The following is a 22976-nucleotide window of genomic DNA, read 5'->3' as shown; positions in this document are numbered from 1 at the left end:
TGTCTAGAAAAGGAAATTCATTAGATGATGGATTAATGGAAGGTTTCTTTGGTATCTTAAAGCGAGAAATGTTCTATGGGTTTGAGAAAACATTTAAGAATTTAGATGAGCTTGAAAAAGCAATCAAAGAATATATTTATTACTACAATAACAAAAGAATCAAGAGCACAATAAAAAACCATACTCCGATTCAATATCGAAATATGGTTTTAAATCAACTGGCTCAATAATATGTCCTAATTTTAGGGTTCATATCAATCTTAATATTAGGATCAAAGCCTTTTTATTTATTTAGCTGGATTATATAATTCATTATTCTTAATGTAACGCTGAAATTCTTGATAAATTGGATCAAAGATTTGCGGTTCAGCAGTTTTTTCAATCATAGTTTTAGGAAAGAAGAAGCGTTCATCACCTTGAAGAGTTCCATTTAAGGATTTAACTAGAGGACTAACTTCAGATAGTTCAATTAAAGATCCATCTTCTTGCATAATTTCAATTGGGCTATGTGCGTTTTTTCCGCTTGGTTTATATGCATCATAAGGTTCATCAAAAGCCGAATTAGTGGCAGTATAATATTGAGGATTAAATCCAGCTTCTTTAATTAAATCCTTTAGTTTTGGAATTAAGTTTTTAGTTGATTCGTTGATTTTAACGCTTTCCAAGGGATGGCGATCCAGATAGCTTGCAGCTAAATCAGCTAAAATTTGATCGCTAGAATTACGCCACATTGAAAAATTAGTTTCCATCACGCCATCATCTAATGATAAATAATTATCTAAAGTCCATGTATTAGCTAAAAATGTTTCTAGTTGTGGAGTAACAGGTAATTGCCGTTTATCTTCTTTATAAAGAGTTTGGGCCCGTTGTAAAAGATGGTGCAAGATGACTTCCATTGAACGATTAATGCGGTGAAAATAAACTTGTTGATACATCTGGTAGCGACTAATAATATAATCTTCGATTGCATGAATACCCTTATCGGTAAAGGCTATACCATCTTTATAAGGGCGAATTACTTCTAAAACTCGTGTTAAGTCAAATGCTCCATAAGTTACACCCGTAAAATAAGCATCCCTAAGCAAATAATCCATCCGGTCAGCGTCTGCTTGACTGGAAATCAATTTTACAACTTGTGGATTTGCATATGTTTTGGCTATTACCTTAGCCACTAAGTTTGGAAAATCAGGACTTACTTGGCGTAGTGCTTGATTAACTTCGGTATTTTTATCGGTAATAATCTCTTGACCCATCTTTTCATGATTAGTACCAAATAAATGCTCAAAAGTATGAGAATAAGGTCCGTGGCCAATGTCATGTAAGAGTGCGGCACATTCAGCAAGTAAGGTTTCATCGGCATTCCATAAACCGTCTTTTGGATTTTGGCTGCGATAGCGATCATTAAAGATATTGCAGATTCGCCGTGTTAGTTCATAAACTCCTAAATTATGTTCAAAGCGAGTATGTGTAGCGCCTGGAAAAACATAACTAGCTGGTCCTAATTGTTTAATTCTTCTAAGACGTTGAAATTCTTTAGCTTTAATTACGTCATAAATTACTTTATCTTTAATATGAATATAATTATGTACAGGATCACGAATAACTTTTTCATGATCTAATTTCTCACTTTTAAATTTAACCATTTTTTCTTATAATTAATTCTCGAATAAATATTTCTAATTTGTTTTACTTTATTTCTTTACTAAAATTGATTATAACAATATTGGAAAGAGATAGCTATATAACAAACTTTTGAGGGTGAAAAATGGAAAAACTCAGAGTGGAAATTACTAGTAAAATTACCCAAGAAGATCAAAGTGAAACTATTAAGCGTCATGGTCAGGGTCAGATGGAACAAATTGAAGGTGGTTGGCGTTTTCAATATGATGAAGAAAATAAGACAGGTAATGTACCCGTCAAAATTTTGTTAAAAAATGGTGAAATGGTGATGCAACGTGGCTCGGTTGAAGCGAATGATTATACAATGATGAAGTTTGCAGTTGGTGAAAAGAAAAATTGTCGTATAATCGCTGCATCACGTATCATGGATTTAACTAGTTTAACCAAAAAATTAGATTTTTCGGACGAAAATAATAATATTCTTAAACTAACAGTTGAATATGATCTGTTTTCTGGTCTATACTTAATAGGTAACTATGCAATTAAGATTAATTTTTATCGTGAAGCTTAACTAAACGATGAAAGTAAAATTTGAAAGGACGTGCCATTAGTGGGTTTAGATGATTTTAAAGGTCAAAATAAAGACGAATTATCAATGATTGAAGTTGCCTTGGCAATTTTACAAGATAGTGGCAAAAGAATGGCCTTTGCTGACATCGTAAATGCTGTTCAAAATTATTTAGGCAAGAGCGATGAAGAAATTCGTGAAAAATTACCTCAGTTTTATACTGATATGAACACTGACGGCGAATTTATTTCAATGGGTGACAATGTTTGGGCTTTGCGCTCATGGTTCCCATTTGACTCTGTTGATGAAGAAGTAAATCACCCAGAAGATGAAGATGAAGAAGGAACAAATCGCAAGAAGCATCATAAGAAGGTTAATGCCTTTATTGCTGATAGTGATGACGATGATGTGATCGATTATGATGATGACGATCCTGAAGATGATGACCTAGATGTCACTGATGGCGATGAAGATGACGATTACTCTGATAGTGATGATTTAGACGATGCAGATACTGATGATTTAGATGATGGTATTGAAGGTCAATTATCTGAACTTCATCAAGATGATCTTAATGACGATGATGAATAAAGTGCTTGACGGAAATAACTTTTCCCTTTAATATTTTGTATGGGCACTTTATGTGCATTTCATTTTAGCTCCCAAGCGGGAGCTTTTTTTGTTTTTACAGATTTATTATTTTTGAAGAAAGGAAGCACGCATGACTAAATACATATTTGTTACTGGTGGAGTTGTATCATCCTTAGGTAAAGGTATTACTGCTTCTAGTTTAGGACGCTTATTAAAAAATCGTGGCTTAAAGGTCACAATGCAAAAATTTGATCCTTATATCAATATTGATCCAGGTACTATGAATCCTTATCAACACGGGGAAGTGTTTGTAACTGATGATGGTACTGAGGCTGATCTTGACTTAGGACATTATGAAAGAATCGTTGATGTCAGAACAAGCAAGTATTCTAATGTTACTACAGGTAAAATTTATAAAGAAGTTCTTGAAAAAGAACGCCGTGGTGATTACCATGGTGCTACTGTTCAAGTAATTCCGCATATCACTGATGCAATTAAAAGAAAGATCATGCGCGCTGGTTTAACTACTGATTCAGATGTTGTTATTTCTGAAATTGGTGGTACTGTGGGTGATATTGAATCAACACCATTTATGGAAGCTGTTCGTCAAATGCGCCGTGAAGTAGGGGAAGAAAATGTAATGTATATTCATTGTACTTTAGTGCCTTATCTTCATGCTGCTCAAGAAATGAAAACCAAGCCAACACAACATTCAGTTGCTGAACTTCGGAGTATTGGGATTCAACCTAATATGTTAGTATTGCGAGCAGAAAAACCAGTTCCACAAGAATTAAAAAATAAAATTTCAACTTTTACTGATGTACCGGTTGATCGTATTATTGAATCAATCGATGAACCTTCCTTATTTGATGTGCCACTTTCATTCCAAAAACAAGGTATGGACCAATTAGTATGTGATTATTTACATCTCGAAAGTCCTAAGGCAACGGCTGATATGGAAGCATGGAAGAAGCTTGATGAACGTGCTAAAAATTTAGAGCATACTACAAAAATTACTTTAGTTGGTAAGTATGTTGAATTAGAAGATGCTTATATTTCGGTAACTGACGCTCTTCAACACGCAGGTTATTTATATAATACAAAAATTGAAGTTGATAAGGTTCAGGCTGAAGATATTACTGAAGATAATATTGCTGAAATTATGAAAGATTCAGATGGCTTGATTGTACCAGGTGGTTTTGGAACTCGTGGGTTAGAAGGAATGATTACTTCAATTGAATACGCACGTGAAAATGATATTCCATTCTTAGGTATCTGTTTAGGAATGCAAATGGCTAGTGTGGAGTTTGCACGCAATGTCTTGCATTTAGAAGATGCAAACAGTGCAGAAGCAGAACCTGAGGCTAAGAATAATATTATTGATATTATGGATGATAAACGTGATATTGAAGATATTGGGGGTACTTTACGTTTAGGCTTATATCCTGCTGCCCTTAAGGCTGGTACCAAAACTCGTGCTGCTTACGATGACCAAGATGTTATTCAAGAACGTCACCGTCACCGTTTTGAATTTAATAACAAATATCGTGAAGATTTTGAAAAAGCTGGTATGGTATTTTCTGGGGTATCTCCTGATAACCGTTTGGTTGAAATTATTGAAATTCCGAAAAATAAATTCTTTATTGCTGCACAATATCACCCTGAATTTCTCAGTCGTCCACAAAGACCTGAAGGTTTATTTAAGGCATTTATCGGTGCAGCTAGTCGTTTGCCAGAATCAAAATTTGATTAACTAGCAATATTAAAATTAGTTAACAAGAGTGATAACAACGGTTATTCCTCTTGTTTTTTTGTGTAATTTTATATATGATATTGAATGATATATTTGTGTATTACAACTAGATGAAGAGGATTGTTTCCCCAATGAAGCAAATGATTATTCATGGTGGAAAGCCCTTAAAGGGCGACGTATGGATTGGTGGGGCAAAGAACTCAACTGTAGCCTTAATCCCTGCGTCAATACTTTCGCGTACTCCTGTAACGCTTGAAGGGGTACCCAGAATAGCAGATGTAGATAATTTAATGGACCTGCTAAGCGAAATGGATGTGAAATGTGATTTTCAGGAAACTACTTTGAAAATCAATCCAGAAGACATTCATATGAGTCCTTTACCAGCAGGTAAAATTAAATCTTTACGTGCGTCTTACTATTTTATGGGTGCTTTATTAGGGCGTTTTGGTAAAGCTGTTGTTGGTTTTCCAGGTGGAGATGATATTGGTCCGAGACCAATTGACCAGCATATTAAGGGTTTTGAAGCACTTGGTGCCACCGTTAAAAATCAGAATGACCAAATTATTATAACGGCCCCTACAGAGGGCTTGAAGGGTGCTGTAATTGATTTAGCAATGCCATCAGTTGGTGCTACTATCAATATTATGTTAGCGGCCGTTACTGCTAAAGGGCAGACCATTATTAATAATGCAGCTAAAGAACCTGAAATAATTGATTTAGCAACTTTTTTAAATAATATGGGTGCCGTGGTACGGGGAACCGGAACAGAAACAATTAGAATCGAAGGAGTAGCTCGCTTAGAATCAAAAGCACCACATACTATTATTCCTGATCGAATTGAAGCTGGTACTTATATTGCATTAGCTGCTACTGTTGGTAATGGAATTCGTATTCACAATATTATTGAAGAACACTTAGACAGCTACTTAGCTAAGGTAGAAGAAATGGGTGTAGTTACTAAGGTAGATGAGGATTCACTTTATGTTTATCCAGCTGGTGATTTAAAAATGGTTCAAGTCAGAACTGATCCTTATCCTGGCTTTGCGACTGATTTACAACAGCCTATGACGCCATTACTTTTAAGTGCCAAATCAGGTGAAGGAATTATTAGTGATACCATCTATCCTAAACGAGTAGGTCATATACCTGAACTTCAAAAAATGGGTGCTGACATTCAAGCTGAAGATAATTTTATTTTGATTCATCCTACTGCCGAATTAAAGGGAGCACATGTTTCTGCGGGTGAGATTCGTGCTGGTGCTTGTTTAATGATTGCAGGTTTAATGGCTAAGGGTGAAACTGTGATCTCTAATGCAGGTAATATTTTACGTGGTTATGATCGTGTAGAAGAAAAGATTAAAAAGCTCGGTGGCGATATTTCAGTCATTGATGCTAATTAAATAATTATTATGTAAGGAGCTGATTGATATGGCTGCTGCAAACCAAGAACAATATCAACTAGTAGTAGCGCAGGCAAAGGCCTTAATTGCTGGTGAAGATGATTGGATTGCAAATACGGCTAATCTGTCAGCTCTTTTATTTAACAATCTTCATCAAATTAATTTTGCTGGTGTTTATCGGATAAAGAATGGTGAATTGATTTTAGGACCGTTCCAAGGACAGCCTGCTTGTGTACACATTCAAATTGGTAAGGGTGTCTGTGGGACAGTTGCTAAAAATTTAAAGAGTGAAATTGTACCCGATGTTCATCAATTTTCTGGGCATATTGCATGTGATAGTAATACTAACTCAGAAATTGTCTTACCAATTTTTGATAAAAGCGGTAATTTATGGGGAGTTTTTGATTTTGATTCTCCACAATTAAATAATTTTGATAAATTAGATGAAAAATATTTAAGTAAAATTGCTGATAATATTTTTCATAAGTAAAATTAAAGTTGAAAGTAAAAAAATAGGGCTAGCAGTTGCTAGTCCTATTTTTATTTACTTTCGACTTTAATAACTTCACCACTAGAATATGTATGGAGTTTACCATCACTTTTTACTACTAATTCACCTAGATCATTAATATCCACTGCTAATCCATGAATGGTTTGCTTACCTAATTTAAGAGTGACATTTTTATTGAGGATACAGGATAAGCGGCGATACTGGGATAAAAAACTTCCCGACTCATAATTCTCTATGGCAGTTATAACTGCCCGGAGAAGAGCAGTTATGAGCTTCTGATGATCAAATTCCCGTTTAGTGATTGAGCCAACTTTGGACTGTAAATCTTGAGGAAAAGTTTGGGTAGAAATGTTGATACCCACTCCAATAATTAAACCTTGAGATAAAACTTCAGTAAGAATGCCGCCAACTTTTTTATCATAAAGATAAATATCGTTTACCCATTTAAGTTTTAATTTTGTTGGAGAAAAAAAGATTTGAAGAACGTTTACAAGGGCAGTAGCGATTGCTGGCGTAAGAAGTTCGGCTTTTTCCTTTTTAAATTTAAAATTTGGAAAAGCGATACTGAAATATACTCCGGTTTGAGGGGGAGCATAAAATTTTCTACCTAGCTTACCGTAGCTATTTGTTTGACTATCAGCAACAAAAGCTGCGCTAGTATGATGCTTATTAAGATAAGTTCGGGCTAAATCTTGGGTGGAAGTTACTTGATCAAAAGTAAATATTTTCATTATCTTAAGTGCACACCCTTATCAACAAAGATAACATCACCGGTTACACCGCTGGCAAGATTACTCATTAAGAAGGCACAAGTATTTCCGACTTCTTCTTGCGTAACATTAATACCATCAACAGTTTGACTTTCTGATTCTTTGATTAAGGAAGAGTGGCCCTTAATTCCTGAAACAGCTAAAGTTCTCATTGCCCCCGCCGAAATTGCATTAACACGAATTCCATCGTGACCTAGATCACGCGCAAGATAACGTGTAGCGGATTCAAGAGCTGCTTTAGCAATCCCCATCGTATTGTAATTAGGGAGGGCACGATCAGAACCCATATAAGTTAAAGTTACAATACTAGCGGGATTATTTAAGATTCTTACTCCCTCTTTAGCTACTGCTAAGAGGGAGTAAGAAGAAATATCTAGTGCTTGACTAAAACCCTCACGGGTAGAGTTTAAAATTGAACCACCTAATTCTTCTTTTTTGGCAAAGGCAATGGCATGAACAATACCATCAATTTTGCCAAAACGATCTCTGATAGTTGCAAAAGCGTTAGCGATACTTGTATCACTGGCAACATCACATTCAATTAGGCGATTTTCATCAGGAACTAATTTATCAATGAATTTTTTCATACGATCATTTTGATAAGTATAAATAATTTCGGCTCCTTGTTTCTCCATTGCTTGAGCACAGCCCCAAGCAATGGAGCGGTTATTAGCAACACCCATTACTAAGATTCTTTTACCATCTAAAATACCAGACATTTTATTCTCCTAAAATTTTCTAAAACGCGCATAGCGTTTATCTAATAATTCCTCGGTTGATAACTTTTCTAGAGCAGGAATTTGTTCTTGTAAAACTTGATCAATATTTTGAATAACTTTTTCATGATTTTCGGGCTCTTTAATAATCCCCTCGATCACTTTTTCTTTTAACAAGTCTTTCGGTGTAAGTTTCATTACTTCGGCTGCTTCACTAGTTTTGCTAGCATCTTTCCAAAGAATAGAGGCAAAACCTTCTGGTGAAAGTACGGTATACATTGAGTCTTCAAGCATCCAAACTTGATCACCACAAGCAAGCCCAAGGGCACCACCAGAACCACCTTCACCATAAAAAATTGAAATAATGGGAGTAGGTAATTGGCTCATTTTTAATAGATTTTGAGCAATTGCTTGACCTTGACCATTTTCTTCAGCGCTTTTACCAGGGAAAGCACCAGCAGTATCGACAAACAAAATTACTGGGCGATGAAATTTAGCTGCATTAGTAGCTAAACGGAGGACTTTACGGTAACCAGCCGGTTCAGATTGACCAAAGTGCTTTTTCATTCTTTCTTCAAGGCTTTTGCCGCGACTAGTGGTAATTACAGTCACAGGGTGGTCATGAAAAGTAGCTAAGCCACCAACAATGGCTGGATCATCACCATGCAATCCGTCGCCATGAAGTTCAAAAAAGTCTTCAAAAATTTGATTTCTGATTTCTTGATCAGAAATATGTTCTTGGGAACGGGCAGCCCTAACAACGTCCATTGCTGATTTAGTCATTTATTTGACCTCCGTTCTTTAATAACCAAGCAAGAGTTCTTTTTTCGTCTTGCCGTTTAACAATATGATCAATAAAACCATGCTTCAAGACATTTTCAGCGCTTTGAAGATCAGCTGAAATTTTTTCATGAATAGTTTGTTCAATTACGCGTCTACCGGCAAAACCAACTAAAGCATGAGGCTCGGCCAGAGTTATATCGCCTTCACTAGCAAAACTGGCGGTAACACCACCCGTAGTTGGATCAGTCAAAACTACAATATAAAGTAATCCTGCAGCACTATGTCTAGCCACGGCATTTGAAACTTTAGCCATTTGCATTAAAGAAAGAATTCCTTCTTGCATCCTTGCGCCACCAGAAGCAGTAAAAAGTACGACTGGCAATTTGTTTTGGGTGGCTTTTTCAAATAAACGAGAGAGTTTTTCACCGGTCATTTGGCCGAGTGAGCCCATAATAAAAGTGGGATCCATAATTCCGAGTGCAAAGTCAGTTTGGTTAATTGTAGCCTTACCAGTTAAAACCGATTCATTAAGTTTACTAGCCTTTTTAGCCTTAGCAATTTTCTGTTCATAATTAGGAAAGTTTAAGGGATTAGAAGGTTCAATGTCAGCATCCCATTCAGTAAAGCCATCAACCAGCCAAGGAAGGCGTTTACGAGCAGCAATGCGAAAGCCATAATCACAATTTGGACAAGTAGCATATTCATCTAAGTTATCCGCAAATATTTCAGTGTGGCATTTAGGGCAGTTAAAAATTAAACCATCAGGAACTTTGTCATCGGCTACTTTGTCCGCTTTGATATGCGTTTGACTCGGAGTATTTTCATGCTGAAATAGTTTCATTTGCTTGCTCCTTCCATTTTGGTAAGAATGTTGTTTCGAGGTAAGTGTTAGTAAAATTACCCTTGATAAACCCTGGATCTTCCAGAATAGTTAAGTGGAATTGCTGATTAGTTGTGATTCCATGTAAAACCATTTCTTGAAGTAATCGTTTCATCTTAGCAATCGCTTCAGCTCGAGTATTACCAAAGGCAACTACTTTAGCAATCATCGAATCATAAAATGGAGAAATTTGTTGCCCTTGATAAAGAGCAGTGTCAATGCGCATACCCGGGTTACCGATTGGTAAATAGAGATAATCTACTTTGCCAACTGATGGCATAAAGTTATTACTTGCATCTTCAGCATTAATACGACATTCAATGGCGTGACCTTTAGGTTTTAAATCAGCTTGACTAAAAGGCAGCTTTTCACCAGCAGCAACTTGAATTTGGGCTTTGACTAAATCTACACCAGTTACCATTTCTGTAACTGTGTGTTCCACCTGAATTCTGGTATTCATTTCCATGAAGTAAAAGTTATGATTTTGATCCATTAAGAATTCAATTGTTCCGGTATTAACATAATTAGCTGCCTTGGCGGCATTAACAGCAATTTCTCCTAAGTGAGCACGTTCTTGCTCACTAATTAAGTCACAAGGACTTTCTTCCATTACTTTTTGCTTATTTCTTTGTAATGAACAGTCACGTTCAGGGAAGTAGACCGTATTACCAAAACTATCTCTAAAGATTTGGACCTCAATATGCTTAACGTTTTGCATGACTTTTTCTAGATACATGCGATCATCACCAAAGTCGGATTTAGCTTCGGCTTGAGCTGAAGCCAAGGCATCAGCCATTTCACTTGCTTTGGTCACTTGACGAATACCTTTACCGCCACCACCAGCAGCAGCTTTTAATAGAACGGGATAACCGATTTTATCGGCAAGTTCTTCTGCTTCTTTGGCCGAAGTAATAAAACCTTTACTACCAGGAGTGACAGGAACATTGTGTGCCATCATTGTTTGACGAGCATGTTCTTTGTTTCCCATTTTGTCGATTGTTTCAGCATCTGGACCAATAAAGGTCAAACCACATCGAGTACACATTTTGGCAAATTCAGCATTCTCTGATAAAAAACCATATCCTGGATGAATGGCATCAGCACCAGTACCAATTGCAGCTGCTAAAATATTTTTAATATTTAAATAGGAATCACCAGGTTGGGGACCGCCAACACAAATTGCTTCATCGGCCAATTGAACATGGAGGCTTTCACGATCGGCAGTTGAATAGATAGCAACTGTTTTAATTCCCATTTCTTTAAGTGAGCGAATAATGCGTACGGCTATTTCGCCACGATTTGCAATCAAGACTTTTTTAAACATGTAATTTCACCTAACCAATCATAAAAGTTAACTCAGCTTCAGCGATTTTTTGATTACCAATTTTGGCGATACCTTTCCCAAGGCCAATATTACGTTTAATTTTGGTTAATTCAGTAGTTAAAATTAACTGATCACCTGGTCGTGCTTGACCAAAAAAATTGGCTTTTTGAATACCACCAAAATAAGCGGTTTTCCCTTTAAAATCCTCCATGCTTAATAAAGCGACCGCACCAGTTTGAGCCATTGCCTCAATAATTAGTGGGGAAGGAAAAAATGGATTGGTAGTAGAACTAGCCTTAACAAAAGTTTCATTATTTGAAACACTGTGAATTGCTTTTGCACTTAGACCTGGAGTTAAATCTAATACTTTATCGATTAAAAGCATGGGGTAACGGTGAGGAATAATTTTTTCTATTTCTGCAGTACCTAATTGAGTCATTTTAATCTTCCTTAACTGAGATTAGTGGTTGGTCTACTTCAACCAAATCTTCATTATCAACATTAATCGCTGTAACAGTGCCTGCAATTTTACTTTTTACTTCAGTCATCATTTTCATGGCTTCAATTACACAAACAGTGTCACCGGCTTTAATATGGTCACCAACTTTAACATAAGGTGGTTGATTGGGTTTGGCTTGTAAGTACACTACACCTACAATTGGTGCCTTAATAGCTGCATCGTTTTCAGTAGGAGGAGTTTGTTTTTCACTTACCGTTTTAGCTGGAGTTGTTTCAGTAGATGGATTAGTATTTTCTTTATTTACCGAAACGGCATTGTTCTTTTTATTTTTACTCAAATAAAGGTGAAAATTGTCGTCATCTATTTTTAGTTCACGGACATTTGAATCTTCAAATTGATCCATTAAGTTTTGAATATCCTTTAATTCCATTATTCTTCACTCCATTTCTTAAAAGTCAATACAGCATTATGACCACCAAAACCAAAGGAATTTGATAAGGCGTAAGTAGTATTAGTCTTTTGATTATTTTGATTGACCAAGGTAACGTTGCATTCGGGATCTTGGTTAAAGACACCAACATTCATTGGCAATTTACCTTCGTTAAGACTAGCCATCGTAATAACGGCTTCAATTGCACCTGCTGCTCCTAAAAGGTGACCCGTCATTCCCTTAGTTGATGAAACAAGAACATTACTATTTTCACCAAATAACTTGTTAATAGCCTTTGCTTCACCAGAATCATTAGCATGAGTAGCAGTACCATGAGCATTAATGTAGCCAACGTCCCTTGGAGAAATTTGTGCTTCTTTCATAGCCATCTCCATGGCGCGAATCGCACCTTTTCCTTCTGGATCAGGTGAGGTGATATGGTAGGCATCGCTGGTAGTACCATAACCAACAACTTCACCGAGAATTTTTGCATTACGAGCTTTAGCATGGTCAAGACTTTCAAGAATCATGGCACCAGCGCCTTCACCTAGTACAAAACCATTTCGATCTTTGTCAAAGGGGAGGGATGCATGTTTAGGATCTGTACTTTGAGATAAAGCCGTCAAAGCTGCAAAACCCGCAATAGCTGTTTCATTGACTGTGGCTTCAGATCCTCCAGCTATCATTACTTGGGCACGACCTTCTTTGATTTGACGATAGGCCTCGCCAATACTGTTGGTTCCTGTAGCACAAGCGGTAGCAATAGAAGTAGAAATATTTTGTGCATTGAAACGAATGGAGATGTTACCGGCCGCCATATTAGAAATGGCCATTGGAATAAAGAATGGCGACACACGACGTGGGCCTTTTTCATGCATTCTAAGTACTTGATCTTGAATAGTAGTTAAACCACCAATACCTGAGCCATAAATAACCCCAAGGTCTTCAGGCTTAGTATTTTCTTCAGTAATACCCGCCATTTCCATAGCTTCAGCTGCAGTTTGCATTGCATATTGAGAATATAAATCCATGCGGCGTGCTTCTTTTTTACCGACATAATCTTTGGGATCAAAATCATCAATTTCTCCAGCTACGGTGATCCCAGTTTCTGAAGCATCAAACTTAGTAATTGGTTTAATGCCAATTTTTCCAGCTAAACTATTATTTACAAAATTTTGATAACCATTTCCGTTAGGAGCAATTGCTCCCATTCCAGTAATAACAACTCTTTGCATAATATCTCCTACATTGTCATTCCGCCATCAACTACGATATTTTGCCCTGTAATATAGTCATTTTGGGCCAAAAAAATAGCAGTTTGTGCCACTTCGTCTGGGTTACCAAAACGTTTAAGTGGTATCTGCTCTAAAATATTTTTTTGTACACGTTCAGAAAGGGCGGCAGTCATTTGCGTATCAATCATTCCGGGAGCAATAGAATTAACCCGAATATTGCGCATTGCACCTTCGCGAGCAATTGATTTAGTTAAACCAATTAATCCTGCTTTTGCCGCTGCATAATTTGCTTGCCCCGCATTACCGTGAATTCCGACTATAGAGGATAAATTAATAATTGATCCTATTCGTCTCTTATTCATCTTTTTAATAATGTGTTTACTTAAAAAGAAGGGAACTTTTAAATCTAAATCAATTACTTGATCAAAGTCATTCTCTTTCATTCCAATAAACATCTTGTCACGGTTTAAACCGGCATTATTAACTAAGACATCAATTTGCCCATAAATACTCCAAGCCTCTTCAGTAAAATCTTTAAGATCAGTATTTGCCAAATCAGCTTGTAAGTAATTGTAATCAGTAGAAATTTTATTTAAATTATCTGCTAATTCAGCAGGTAATTCTTTGCGACCATTTAATAAAACTTTAGCGCCATGTTTAGCAAACTCTAAGGCCATTGCACTACCGATACCATGGGTTGAGCCCGTGATTAAAACTACTTTATCCTTTAATTCCATTTTCTTCCTCAATGAATTCTTGATATTCGTCATAACTACCAATACGATAATTGTTTAAGGAGCGATCAATTTGTTTAGCAAAACTAGATAAAGTTTTGCCTGGACCAACTTCTAAAGTTGCCGAAATATTATTGTGATCAATCAAATATTGTAGACAATCACCAAAATGAGTAGGGACTGCTAATTGCTTTTCCATAATTTGTGCCCAATCATTGGTAAAAGGTTGACTAGTAGTATTAGAAATAACTGGTACTTTAGTTGAATTAAAAGTTACATCCTTTAACCGTTCATGCATCTTTTGACTAGCTGTATCAAAGAGTGGGGTATGAAAAGCACCATTAACATTTAAGGTAATAGCGCGATGAACAGCATCGTTTGTTTTGATTTCTTTAGTGGCAAGTATGACAGCGTCCTTTTCTCCACCAATTACGACTTGTTTAGGGGAATTAAAATTAGAAAAGTAAACTTTTTGTCCCTCATTTTGAAGCTTAGTCAAGATAGCTTTAACTTTATCTAAATTTGGTTTAATTAAAGCTGCCATAGCATTATCAATTTTGTCAGCATCAGCCTGCATATAAGTAGCACGATCAGTTACAAGACTAATCGTATTGTCTAAATCTAACGCACCACTTGCAGCCATCGCACCATATTCACCAAGTGATAACCCGACCATGCCACCAATGTTGAGGTTAGGTAAATCACGCATTAACATACGAAAGATACCGATCTCAAAAGCAACTAAAGCTGGTTGTACATGGATGGTTTTAGCTAATTCATTATTTTTGCTGGCAAAAATAGCCTCAATATCTTGTTTACTTGCTTCACTTGCTAGTTCAATTGTCTCTTTAAATAATGGATCAACTAAAAAATCTAATCCCATGCCAGGTTTTTGTGCACCTTGACCACTAAAAAGAATTCCAAAATTCATTATTTTTGTTTGTCCATTTCTGCACTAACAAAATCAACTAAATCGCCAATGGTTACAATGCTGTCATCAGGATCAAGTTCAATGTCGTATTTATCTTCTAATTCATTTAAAATTTCAAATAAATCTAAGCTGTCAGCATCTAAATCTTCCTTGATATTAGTAGTTAAAGTGATCTTATCAGGTTCAACATCTAATTCATCGTTAGCAACAGTTTGTACATCTTTTAAAATTTCTTCTTTTGTCATTTTTAACTTTTCCTTTTCTATTTATAAATTGAATTCTAATATTTGAAAATTATGGTAGCGCAAGTTAGTCCACCACCAAATCCACTTAAGGCAAAGGTTTCTCCTTTTTTAATAATGCCTTTTTCTACACATTCTGCTAGTAAAATTGCTTCACTGGCAGCAGCCGTATTTCCATATTCACTGATGTTTATCGGAAATTTATCAAGGGGTTGTTTTAATCGCTTAGCTACATGCTCAATAATTCGACTATTGGCCTGATGAAGTAAAAAGTGATCGACTTGATTTAGTTCAAGATTAGCCTGCCTGCAAGCAGTTTGAATTGATCGAGGTACTTCATGAGTAGCAAAACGATAAACTTCACGGCCATTCATCTGGAAGGGAGTATAAGAAAAAGTATTATCTTTTAAAACCCCATTAGTTTTAGTATGACCGGCAGTTAATTGATTACCTAATTCACCAAAAGTACGTAAATCTTGCCCTAGAAAATGCTTCTCAGCTCTAGTTTCTAAGATTACACCACCGGCACCATCACCAAATAAAACGGCAGTTGACCGATCATGCCAATCAAGCAATTTTGATAAAACTTCGGCTCCGATCACTAATGCTTTATGCCAGTTATTAGCTAATAACATCGAACGAGCAACGGATAAGGCATAGGAAAATCCAGAACAGGCTGCTGAAAGATCAAAAGCAACAGCATTTTGGGCTTTTAGTTTACCTTGAATTTGCGCACTAACACTGGGAGTTAAATAATCAGGTGACATCGTGGCTACGATAATTAAGTCTAGATCAGTAACTGGCCATGAGACTTGGTTAAGTAACTTCTTTCCAACTTCTAAAGCTAGCTCTGAAGTGTTTTTATCATTGCTAAGATGACGTGTTTCAATCCCCGTACGTTTACGAATCCATTCATCTGAGGTATCCATTATTTTACTTAGTTGATTATTAGTAACTAACTGACTAGGCACAACTTTACTAGTTGCGGTAATTGTCACATCATTCACGGGTACGTTCAGTCCTATCTTTCTGCTAAATAATGTGTAATTATATTTAGTGTATCGAATAATTAGCTATTCAAACTATTCGATACTCAAATTATATTACTCAAATTTATTATGTCAATTAAAAAGAGAATTTGTAAAAATAATTGTTTAATTAAAAGGCCAATAATTTCAAAGCGTTTCAAGAAGGCAGTAAAATTATCGAGAGAGAATAATTAGAAAAAGGAGCCTAAGTAATGTTTTATGAATATGCACCAGATATGAAGTTACATTATGAAACTAAAGGTGGAGGAAAACCCGTTTTATTAATTCATGGTTTGGGATGTGACATTAATTTAATGACCAGTGCGTTTGAACCAATTTTTAAAAAAGAAGATCAAGCGTATAAACGTATTTATATTGATCTACCGGGAATGGGAGAATCTAGTCATACTTTGGCTTATGCCTCTTCAGATAAAATTTTGGCTATTTTAGAAGGATTTGTGGATAAGTTTATTGGGCAAAATAATTTTCTATTAATTGGCCAATCTTATGGTGGATATCTAGCACAAGGCTTATTGGCACATTATAAGTTTCAAATTGATGGTATTAATTTGTTATGTCCAATGATAGTTCCAGATAATAAGCAACGAAAAGTACCCAAAAAATATTTAAGTTTTGCAAATGAAGATTATTTGAGTAATCTTGATCCTCAAAAGGCAGACCAAATTTCTAATAATTTACTTGTGGCTAATCGAAAGACTGCAGAAAGGTGGGAAAAAGAAGTAATTTCTGGTATTAAAAAATCTAATAAAGAATTTTTAAAAGCTCTAAAAAAGAACTACAGCTTTATTGTGGATGTGGACGAAGTTATTAAAAATTTAGATTATGATAAACCGAGTTTAATAATGACAGGTAGACAAGATACGATCGTGGGTTATAAGGATCAATGGCATTTATTAAATATTTTACCTCGTGCATCATTTGCAGTATTAGATGCGACCGATCATAATTTGCAAATTGAAGCACCCAATATATTTAATGCTTTAGTTCAAAATTGGTTAGAACGTTTAGTTAAATTCGTGTAGTTTATTTGTATATCTGCTAAGGAGGTTAACAAATTGAAAAAATTACCACCAAAAGAAAAAATTCTTGAAGCTTATACTGCAATTGGAGATCATCATGTACAAATGGGCGAGAATGAAGCCAAAGTTATCTCTTCCAATGAAGCAAAAAGATACACAGTGAAGTGGCATGGAGATTTATATCAATCTAACGATAATGCTACTTATTGGCAAGGATATCCGGGCTATCCAATACTGGCGGTTTTAATGTTACAAGGACGATTACCATTTGATCCCAAACTAGCAAAGCAATTATCTAATATAGATTGGAATAAAGTTAATCAAGAATTTAAGCGGCATTATGCTGCAGCTGCTACCGCTGTTTTGACCAAAAATGGGTTAGATGTGGGCAAAGTAATGCACGAAGTGGAGAGCTGTTATGAAGCATTAACAAAATTGCCATTAGTAATTAAGCGATGTGGAGTAAAGGTAGAAAAGCTAACTTCTTCCAACTCATAGTAGCGTGAAAGAACATGTTATAATGACATGATTGAGATACTAGCAATGAATATGAGTAAATTAAGAAAAGGTGAATTCATGGCTAAAACTAGATACTATGCAATTCGTAGAGGGAAAAAGACTGGGATTTTTCAAGCACCTTGGAGTGAAGTCCAAAAATTAATTAGTGGCTATCCCGGAGCCGAATATAAAGGCTTTGATACTAAGGCTGATGCAGAAAAATTTTTTAAGGGTGAAAGTGGTCGTAATTTAGCAGGAAAAAATATAAATGAAATTAATCAGCAAATTAATACCTCACTTAGAGATCTTGCTGAGTCAAGCACGATGATTTTTACTGATGGAAGTTTTAATAAAAGAACTAACGTTGCCGGTTGGGGAATGGTTGCCTTGTACAAACAAGATGGTCAAATTAAAAAAATTCATGCCAATGGTCCAATAAAGAATATTAAAAATGTTGAAACACGTAATGTAATTGGTGAACTTAAGGCGGCTGGTCATGCAGTGAATTGGGCACTTGAGCATGGTTATCAAAAAGTTACAATTTATCATGATTATCTCGGAGTTTCAGCGTGGCCGACAGGTACTTGGAAGGCTAAATTGCCCCTTACGCAAAAATATGCTCAATTTATTCAAGACAGGCAAAAAGAAATAAAAATCGAATTTGTTCATGTGCCTGCACATACTAATGTTACTTATAACGAAGAAGTTGATAAGGTTGCCAAAAAAGGTGCAGGTGTACTTTAAGTAAAGAAAAAATGCAAGATTCTAGAGAATCTTGCATTTTTTGATTAATGAGAATTAGTAAACTTTTCTAAGTTTGTAAAGGCACGATAGATAGTTTGCAGTTCATTTTCATCTAAATTTTGTAAAAAACTTTTGACCATTAAATTATGGTAAGCATGGTAGGCGCGACATACTAATTTGCCGCGGTGAGTGAGTTTAAGACGAATTATTCGGCGATCTTTTTCATCTCTTATTCTATCTACATAACCTTTGCGCACTAGACGATCGACTTGAGTAGAAATAGTAGCACGAGTGACATGCATTTTTTCAGCTAATTGTGAGGTAGTTAAATAATTATGTAGGCCAATAGCATCAATGGCGTGTAACTCATTTGGTGTTAGATCCTTAAATTTACTTTTTTTAAGTTCCGTTTGTTCAATTCTTTCAATACCATAATAGCTATTGTAAAGAGCATCGCTAATCTCTTTGTATAATTTATTCATGTAAAAAATCCTTTAGCTTATAATTAAATCCACTTTTAATTATAAGCTAAAAGAGTTAATCATTTAATAAAAAACTTAAATTAGCACTGCAGGCTATTTCATCATTTACCAACGCCTCCCCAGAAAATTCAATTTTATTTTTTTCAAGATTAGTTTGTTTAAGAATGATTTTCAATTGGTTACCTGGGGTAATCATCTTTTTAAAGCGAGCTTTTTTTAATTGCGATAAGGTAGGGACTGGTATGCCTTGTTCATGACAATATACTTCTGCTGCTTGAACCATCGACTGAATAGTTAAGACGCCAGGCATAACGGGATTTCCTGGAAAATGACCTTGAAAAAAGCCTTCACCCATGGTGATATTAGCAATTGCTTGAATTTGTGTTTCATCTAATTGAATAACCTTGTCTAAAAAGGATAAAGGTGTATCATAATCGGTTATTGCTTGAATTTGTACTGAATTAAGTTCCAAGTTTAAGTACCTCTTTATTATATAGAATAAAATAGTTTGATCATCTAACTATATTAGTTGTCATTATATTACTTCATCTTTTAATGTCAATTGATATAGAAATAAAAAATTAATATTAAAAAGTTATTGACTTTTAGTAAGTTAAAGGCTTACACTGATTGTGTTGAAAATTACTATTAAATTGTAAGTGGAAAGGAAGCTGAAAATGATGAATTTAGAGTTAACAATTTGTTGTTGTAAGAATGTCATGAATGATACTCTAAATTCAATTTTCGTTCTTCTTTAGCTCGCAACAATTTTTATTTTTATAAATTTTGATTATCCAATAAGATCTACGTCCTTGAATTTAGGATTAGTAGGTCTTTTTTATTTATGTTCATAAGGAGGAAAAGTCTATGAATTGGACTGTAATCCAGCAAGCATTACCAGTCTTTGCTAAAGGTTTTGAATTAACTCTTTGGCTATCCTTAATTGGGATTGTTGGTTCAATTATTGTAGGTGTTTTGGCAAGTTTAATTCAATATTTTAAAATTCCGGTATTAAGTCAAATTACTACGGCATATGTGGAATTAGGAAGAAATACACCGTTACTAATTCAATTATTTTTCTTGTATTATGCCTTCCCAGTAATTGGCTTGAAAATGTCGGCTGAAGTATGTGGAATTGTTGGCCTGATTTTTTTAGGTGGCGCTTATATGGCCGAAGGTTTTACTGGTGGATTTAATGGGGTAACTGAAAGTCAAATTAGTAGTGGAAAAGCTTTGGGGATGACAAATATGCAGTTAGCGCGTTATGTTGTTTTTCCACAAGGTTTTGCACTAAGTATGCCGGCTTTAACTGCTAATATAATTTTTTTAATTAAAGAAACTTCGATTTTTTCGGTAATTGCGATTCCTGAATTAACTAATACAGCTCTAGATTTAATCGGGATGTATTACCGTTCAAATGAATATTTGTTCATGTTGGTAGTAGCTTATGCAATTATTTTGATTCCAATTATTCTACTTTTAACTTGGCTAGAGAGGAGAGTTCGTTATGGCGCATTCGGGGATTAACATTTTATTTGCAGGTAATAATTTTGGCCGTTTAATGGCCGGTTTATGGAACTCAATTTGGATTGCTGCTGTATCTTTAGTAATCGGCCTAATAGTCGGAACTATTTTTGGTGTATTGCGTACTAGTAACAGTAAAATATTACGGTTAATTCTACGACTTTACTTAGAGTTTTTCCGCATTGTGCCAACGGTTGTGCTCTTATACTTGGTTTATTATATTTTGCCAGAACTTTTCCACATTAATTGGTCGGCTTCTTGGATGGCAGTTTTAGCTTTTGCAATGTGGGTAGCAGCCGAATTTAGTGATATTGTACGTGGCGCACTGCAATCAGTACCTGAATCACAAAGAGAAGCGGGACTAGCTTTAGGATTAAGCAAGGTGCAACTATTTAGATATGTATTGATACCACAAGCATTTAAATTAGAGCTTCCAGCAATGATTAACTTGGCTACTAGAGTTATTAAAACCACGTCTTTATTGTTAATCATTAGTGTAATGGAAGTAATTAATGTCGGACAACAAATAATTGAAGCAAATAACCAACAGTATCCAACCGGTGTCTTTTGGGTTTACGGTTTTATTTTTATCTTATATTTTGTTTTGGACTATCCATTATCTGCTTGGGCAAAGAGTATTACGAATAAGCAAAAATAGGTGACAATAATGAGTGAAGAAATTTTAAAAGTAGAAAATTTAAATAAGTATTATGGTGATTGGCAAGTTTTACATGATATCAATTTTGATTTGAAAAAGGGTGAAGTTCTAACCTTATTAGGACCATCTGGTTCTGGTAAAAGTACTTTGTTACGAACTTTGAATGGTTTGGAAGATTATAAGGATGGAGCAATTTATTTTCATGGTAAAAAAATTGACCCTAATCCAAAGACTTGGCAAGCACTACGTCAAAAGATAGGGATGGTTTTTCAAAGTTACGATCTTTTTCCTAATTTGACAGTAATGGAAAATATTTTGCTAGCTCCCGTAAAGGTCCAACATCGTAATGAAGCAGATGTGAAAAAAGAAGCACAAGAGTTACTAGCACGGGTAGAAATGCAAGATTATGCTAAAGCCTATCCACGTGAATTATCTGGTGGGCAAAAGCAAAGAGTAGCAATTGTACGAGCTTTGGCCATGAATCCAGAAATAATGCTTTTTGATGAAATTACGGCTTCTCTTGATCCTGAAATGGTTCGAGGCGTGCAAGAAATTGTGGAGAATTTATCACAAAGAGATCATATGACCATGATTATTGTGACTCACCAAATGAATTTTGCAGAAAAAATTGCTGATCAAGTTTTATTTTTAGAAAATGGCAAAATTTTAGAAAATACCCCTGGTAAAGAATTCTTTGAAAAGCCAAAGACAAAACGTGCTCAAGAATTTTTAGAGAGTATGGACTTTTAAAGGGATGAGCAAATGAAAAAAAGAAGAAATATTTTTAATATTATTGTAGGTGCTTTGGCAATAATCCTGGTAGTAGTATCTGCTTATTTTGGTTTTACTATTAAGGGGCTAAATAGTGGGACGCAAGGCAGTCAATGGACTAGTCAAAATGGGGTAACCCAAATTAAACGTCGAGGCTATATTCGCGTCGCAGTTTTTGGTGATTTACCTCCATATGGGTGGGTGAATGACCAAGGACAAAGAGTAGGGTATGACGTTTATTTAGCACATCGAATAGCCAAAGATTTAGGTGTTAAAATACGTTTTATCCAAGTCAATGCTAATAATCGTGTTGATACTCTTAATTCAAATAAGGCAGATATTGTGCTTGCTAACTTCACAGTGACCCCAGAACGTAAAGAAGTAGTAGATTTTGCCAAACCATATATGAAAGTATCAGTTGGTGTGGTTTCTCCTAAATCAGCGCCAATCAAAACAGCGGCCGAATTAAAAGGTAAAAAGTTAATTGTAACTAAAGGAACCACAGCAGAAAATTATTTTGCGCAACATGATGATGTAAATTTGTTGAAATTTGATTCTAAAACACAGCAATTTAATGCTTTCAAGAATGGACGTGGGGCTGCTTTAGCTGATGATAATTCATACTTATATGCCTGGGTTAAAAACAATCCTCGCTATACAGTAGGAATAAAGAGTATTGGTCCAAAACAATTCGTTTCGCCAGCAGTTAAAAAGGGGAATGAATCGTTGTTGAATTGGACTAATAAGGAAATTACCAAGTTAAATAAAGAAGGCTTCTTTATTCAAGATTATAATAAAGAGCTTCAACCATATTTTGGTAAAGATATCAAGCCTTCAGATATTGTTTTAACGCAAGGTAAATAAAAAAGAGTAGGTCAGTAAACCTACTCTTTTTACTTGTTTAATTAATATTTTTCATCGGCAATGATATTACGACCAACGAAGTCTACCATGATTTGGCGGCCCTGAATGTTGGGATGAATTCCATCCCAAAACCAATTTTCATGACCAGCTGAATAGTTATTCCAATCAATAACATGGACATTGTTATATCTTTTACTACCACTAGAAAGCATATCATTAACTTCTTCTTGCCAATCTTGATCAACATTAGTATTGATGAAGTAAACTTCGCGTTTGGTACCAATGATATGCATAATTTGATCGAATTGACTTTGACTAAAAGGACCATTAGTACCAAGCCCAATTAAAATTGTGTTAGTTAAAGGTTTACTTTGTAATTCTCCTATCACAGATCCTACTTGACGTGAAACACCAGCATC

The 22976-nt window shown here is 35.4% G+C and carries 29 protein-coding genes; 13 read left to right on the top strand and 16 right to left on the bottom strand.

Going from position 1 to position 22976, the window contains the following annotated elements; genetic code table 11:
• On the top strand, nucleotides 1-230 hold a 230-nt coding region (locus tag LrDSM24759_RS07110; RefSeq protein WP_157964252.1), incomplete at its 5' end, for an IS3 family transposase.
• A gap of 57 nt (nucleotides 231-287) precedes the next feature.
• Here LrDSM24759_RS07110 and LrDSM24759_RS07105 read toward each other — a convergent pair.
• Nucleotides 288-1643 carry an HD domain-containing protein gene (locus LrDSM24759_RS07105; protein ID WP_117118800.1) on the bottom strand — a complete coding sequence of 452 codons (1356 nt, stop codon included), beginning with the start codon at nucleotides 1641-1643 and terminating at the stop codon, nucleotides 288-290.
• Nucleotides 1644-1765: 122 nt separating this feature from the next.
• Between LrDSM24759_RS07105 and LrDSM24759_RS07100 the strand changes: the two genes are divergently transcribed.
• From LrDSM24759_RS07100 to msrC, 5 genes are all read left to right on the top strand, one after another.
• A complete protein-coding gene (locus LrDSM24759_RS07100; RefSeq protein WP_117118799.1) occupies nucleotides 1766-2191 on the top strand; it encodes a YwiB family protein in 426 nt (141 codons plus the stop codon).
• 39 nt (nucleotides 2192-2230) lie between these two features.
• Nucleotides 2231-2779 (top strand): DNA-directed RNA polymerase subunit delta, encoded by a 549-nt coding sequence (gene rpoE, locus LrDSM24759_RS07095; RefSeq protein WP_117118798.1) that lies wholly within the window; start codon nucleotides 2231-2233, stop codon nucleotides 2777-2779.
• A 130-nt stretch (nucleotides 2780-2909) separates the two neighbouring features.
• A complete protein-coding gene (pyrG, locus tag LrDSM24759_RS07090; RefSeq protein WP_117118797.1) occupies nucleotides 2910-4532 on the top strand; it encodes a CTP synthase in 1623 nt (540 codons plus the stop codon).
• 131 nt (nucleotides 4533-4663) lie between these two features.
• Complete coding sequence (murA, locus tag LrDSM24759_RS07085; protein ID WP_117118796.1) at nucleotides 4664-5932, top strand: UDP-N-acetylglucosamine 1-carboxyvinyltransferase; 1269 nt, start codon at nucleotides 4664-4666, stop codon at nucleotides 5930-5932.
• A 28-nt stretch (nucleotides 5933-5960) separates the two neighbouring features.
• Entirely contained in the window at nucleotides 5961-6422 is a 462-nt protein-coding gene (msrC, locus tag LrDSM24759_RS07080) for a free L-methionine (R)-S-oxide reductase MsrC (RefSeq protein WP_117118795.1), read from the top strand.
• A 50-nt stretch (nucleotides 6423-6472) separates the two neighbouring features.
• On the opposite strand, the gene LrDSM24759_RS07075 is transcribed toward msrC, so the two are convergent.
• From LrDSM24759_RS07075 to LrDSM24759_RS07020, 12 genes are read right to left on the bottom strand one after another with little or no spacing between them, the layout of a single operon-like run.
• A complete protein-coding gene (locus LrDSM24759_RS07075; RefSeq protein ID WP_117118794.1) occupies nucleotides 6473-7174 on the bottom strand; it encodes a biotin--[acetyl-CoA-carboxylase] ligase in 702 nt (233 codons plus the stop codon).
• Nucleotides 7174-7932 carry an enoyl-ACP reductase FabI gene (gene fabI / locus LrDSM24759_RS07070; protein ID WP_117118793.1) on the bottom strand — a complete coding sequence of 253 codons (759 nt, stop codon included), beginning with the start codon at nucleotides 7930-7932 and terminating at the stop codon, nucleotides 7174-7176. The genes LrDSM24759_RS07075 and fabI overlap by 1 nt, the downstream gene beginning before the upstream one ends.
• A 9-nt stretch (nucleotides 7933-7941) precedes the next feature.
• Nucleotides 7942-8712, bottom strand: coding sequence for an acetyl-CoA carboxylase carboxyltransferase subunit alpha (accA, locus tag LrDSM24759_RS07065; protein ID WP_117118792.1), 771 nt, complete (start codon nucleotides 8710-8712; stop codon nucleotides 7942-7944).
• A complete protein-coding gene (locus LrDSM24759_RS07060; RefSeq protein WP_117118791.1) occupies nucleotides 8705-9553 on the bottom strand; it encodes an acetyl-CoA carboxylase carboxyltransferase subunit beta in 849 nt (282 codons plus the stop codon). The genes accA and LrDSM24759_RS07060 overlap by 8 nt, the downstream gene beginning before the upstream one ends.
• Nucleotides 9534-10916, bottom strand: a complete 1383-nt coding sequence (gene accC / locus LrDSM24759_RS07055; protein WP_117118790.1) for an acetyl-CoA carboxylase biotin carboxylase subunit — start codon at nucleotides 10914-10916, stop codon at nucleotides 9534-9536. Before accC ends, LrDSM24759_RS07060 begins: the two co-directional genes overlap by 20 nt.
• A 10-nt stretch (nucleotides 10917-10926) precedes the next feature.
• Nucleotides 10927-11355 carry a 3-hydroxyacyl-ACP dehydratase FabZ gene (gene fabZ / locus LrDSM24759_RS07050; RefSeq protein WP_117118789.1) on the bottom strand — a complete coding sequence of 143 codons (429 nt, stop codon included), beginning with the start codon at nucleotides 11353-11355 and terminating at the stop codon, nucleotides 10927-10929.
• A 1-nt stretch (nucleotide 11356) separates the two neighbouring features.
• Nucleotides 11357-11806 (bottom strand): acetyl-CoA carboxylase biotin carboxyl carrier protein, encoded by a 450-nt coding sequence (accB, locus tag LrDSM24759_RS07045; RefSeq protein ID WP_117118788.1) that lies wholly within the window; start codon nucleotides 11804-11806, stop codon nucleotides 11357-11359.
• On the bottom strand, nucleotides 11806-13041 hold the full coding sequence (fabF, locus tag LrDSM24759_RS07040; RefSeq protein ID WP_117118787.1) for a beta-ketoacyl-ACP synthase II: 1236 nt from the start codon (nucleotides 13039-13041) through the stop codon (nucleotides 11806-11808). The genes accB and fabF overlap by 1 nt, the downstream gene beginning before the upstream one ends.
• A gap of 8 nt (nucleotides 13042-13049) precedes the next feature.
• A complete protein-coding gene (locus LrDSM24759_RS07035; protein ID WP_117118786.1) occupies nucleotides 13050-13778 on the bottom strand; it encodes a 3-oxoacyl-ACP reductase family protein in 729 nt (242 codons plus the stop codon).
• Entirely contained in the window at nucleotides 13762-14706 is a 945-nt protein-coding gene (locus LrDSM24759_RS07030) for an ACP S-malonyltransferase (protein ID WP_117118785.1), read from the bottom strand. The genes LrDSM24759_RS07035 and LrDSM24759_RS07030 overlap by 17 nt, the downstream gene beginning before the upstream one ends.
• Complete coding sequence (locus LrDSM24759_RS07025) at nucleotides 14706-14951, bottom strand: acyl carrier protein (protein WP_117118784.1); 246 nt, start codon at nucleotides 14949-14951, stop codon at nucleotides 14706-14708. The genes LrDSM24759_RS07030 and LrDSM24759_RS07025 overlap by 1 nt, the downstream gene beginning before the upstream one ends.
• Nucleotides 14952-14986: 35 nt before the next feature.
• The gene (locus LrDSM24759_RS07020; RefSeq protein ID WP_117118783.1) at nucleotides 14987-15955 is read right to left on the bottom strand and encodes a beta-ketoacyl-ACP synthase III; all 969 of its coding nucleotides are present in this window, start codon (nucleotides 15953-15955) and stop codon (nucleotides 14987-14989) included.
• 233 nt (nucleotides 15956-16188) lie between these two features.
• Here LrDSM24759_RS07020 and LrDSM24759_RS07015 point away from each other — a divergent pair, with 233 nt between their 5' ends.
• From LrDSM24759_RS07015 to LrDSM24759_RS07005, 3 genes are all read left to right on the top strand, one after another.
• Entirely contained in the window at nucleotides 16189-17019 is an 831-nt protein-coding gene (locus tag LrDSM24759_RS07015) for an alpha/beta fold hydrolase (protein WP_117118782.1), read from the top strand.
• A gap of 33 nt (nucleotides 17020-17052) precedes the next feature.
• Nucleotides 17053-17514: a UCP014422 family protein gene (locus LrDSM24759_RS07010; protein ID WP_117118781.1), complete on the top strand. Its 462-nt coding sequence runs from the start codon at nucleotides 17053-17055 to the stop codon at nucleotides 17512-17514.
• Between the two features lie 78 nt (nucleotides 17515-17592).
• Nucleotides 17593-18258, top strand: a complete 666-nt coding sequence (locus tag LrDSM24759_RS07005) for a ribonuclease H1 domain-containing protein (RefSeq protein ID WP_170133370.1) — start codon at nucleotides 17593-17595, stop codon at nucleotides 18256-18258.
• Between the two features lie 44 nt (nucleotides 18259-18302).
• Here the strand turns inward: LrDSM24759_RS07005 and LrDSM24759_RS07000 are convergent, their stop codons facing one another.
• Together LrDSM24759_RS07000 and LrDSM24759_RS06995 are read right to left on the bottom strand one after the other, a co-directional pair.
• Nucleotides 18303-18740: a MarR family winged helix-turn-helix transcriptional regulator gene (locus LrDSM24759_RS07000; RefSeq protein WP_117118779.1), complete on the bottom strand. Its 438-nt coding sequence runs from the start codon at nucleotides 18738-18740 to the stop codon at nucleotides 18303-18305.
• Between the two features lie 55 nt (nucleotides 18741-18795).
• A complete protein-coding gene (locus LrDSM24759_RS06995; protein WP_157964251.1) occupies nucleotides 18796-19212 on the bottom strand; it encodes a 3-hydroxyacyl-ACP dehydratase FabZ family protein in 417 nt (138 codons plus the stop codon).
• A gap of 395 nt (nucleotides 19213-19607) precedes the next feature.
• Between LrDSM24759_RS06995 and LrDSM24759_RS06990 the strand changes: the two genes are divergently transcribed.
• From LrDSM24759_RS06990 to LrDSM24759_RS06975, 4 genes are read left to right on the top strand one after another with little or no spacing between them, the layout of a single operon-like run.
• A complete protein-coding gene (locus tag LrDSM24759_RS06990) occupies nucleotides 19608-20267 on the top strand; it encodes an amino acid ABC transporter permease (protein WP_117118777.1) in 660 nt (219 codons plus the stop codon).
• Complete coding sequence (locus LrDSM24759_RS06985; protein ID WP_117118776.1) at nucleotides 20248-20922, top strand: amino acid ABC transporter permease; 675 nt, start codon at nucleotides 20248-20250, stop codon at nucleotides 20920-20922. The genes LrDSM24759_RS06990 and LrDSM24759_RS06985 overlap by 20 nt, the downstream gene beginning before the upstream one ends.
• A 9-nt stretch (nucleotides 20923-20931) precedes the next feature.
• A complete protein-coding gene (locus tag LrDSM24759_RS06980) occupies nucleotides 20932-21672 on the top strand; it encodes an amino acid ABC transporter ATP-binding protein (RefSeq protein WP_117118775.1) in 741 nt (246 codons plus the stop codon).
• Between the two features lie 12 nt (nucleotides 21673-21684).
• Complete coding sequence (locus LrDSM24759_RS06975) at nucleotides 21685-22557, top strand: transporter substrate-binding domain-containing protein (RefSeq protein ID WP_117118774.1); 873 nt, start codon at nucleotides 21685-21687, stop codon at nucleotides 22555-22557.
• A gap of 41 nt (nucleotides 22558-22598) precedes the next feature.
• On the opposite strand, the gene LrDSM24759_RS06970 is transcribed toward LrDSM24759_RS06975, so the two are convergent.
• Nucleotides 22599-22976: SGNH/GDSL hydrolase family protein (locus tag LrDSM24759_RS06970; RefSeq protein ID WP_507762154.1), on the bottom strand; the 378-nt coding region annotated here is incomplete at its 5' end.

Source organism: Lactobacillus rodentium, from assembly GCF_003423665.1.
In the GTDB taxonomy this organism is placed as follows: domain Bacteria; phylum Bacillota; class Bacilli; order Lactobacillales; family Lactobacillaceae; genus Lactobacillus; species Lactobacillus rodentium.
The sequence above is the reverse complement of the archived record's forward strand: the minus strand, read 5'-3'. Positions and strand labels throughout refer to the sequence as shown.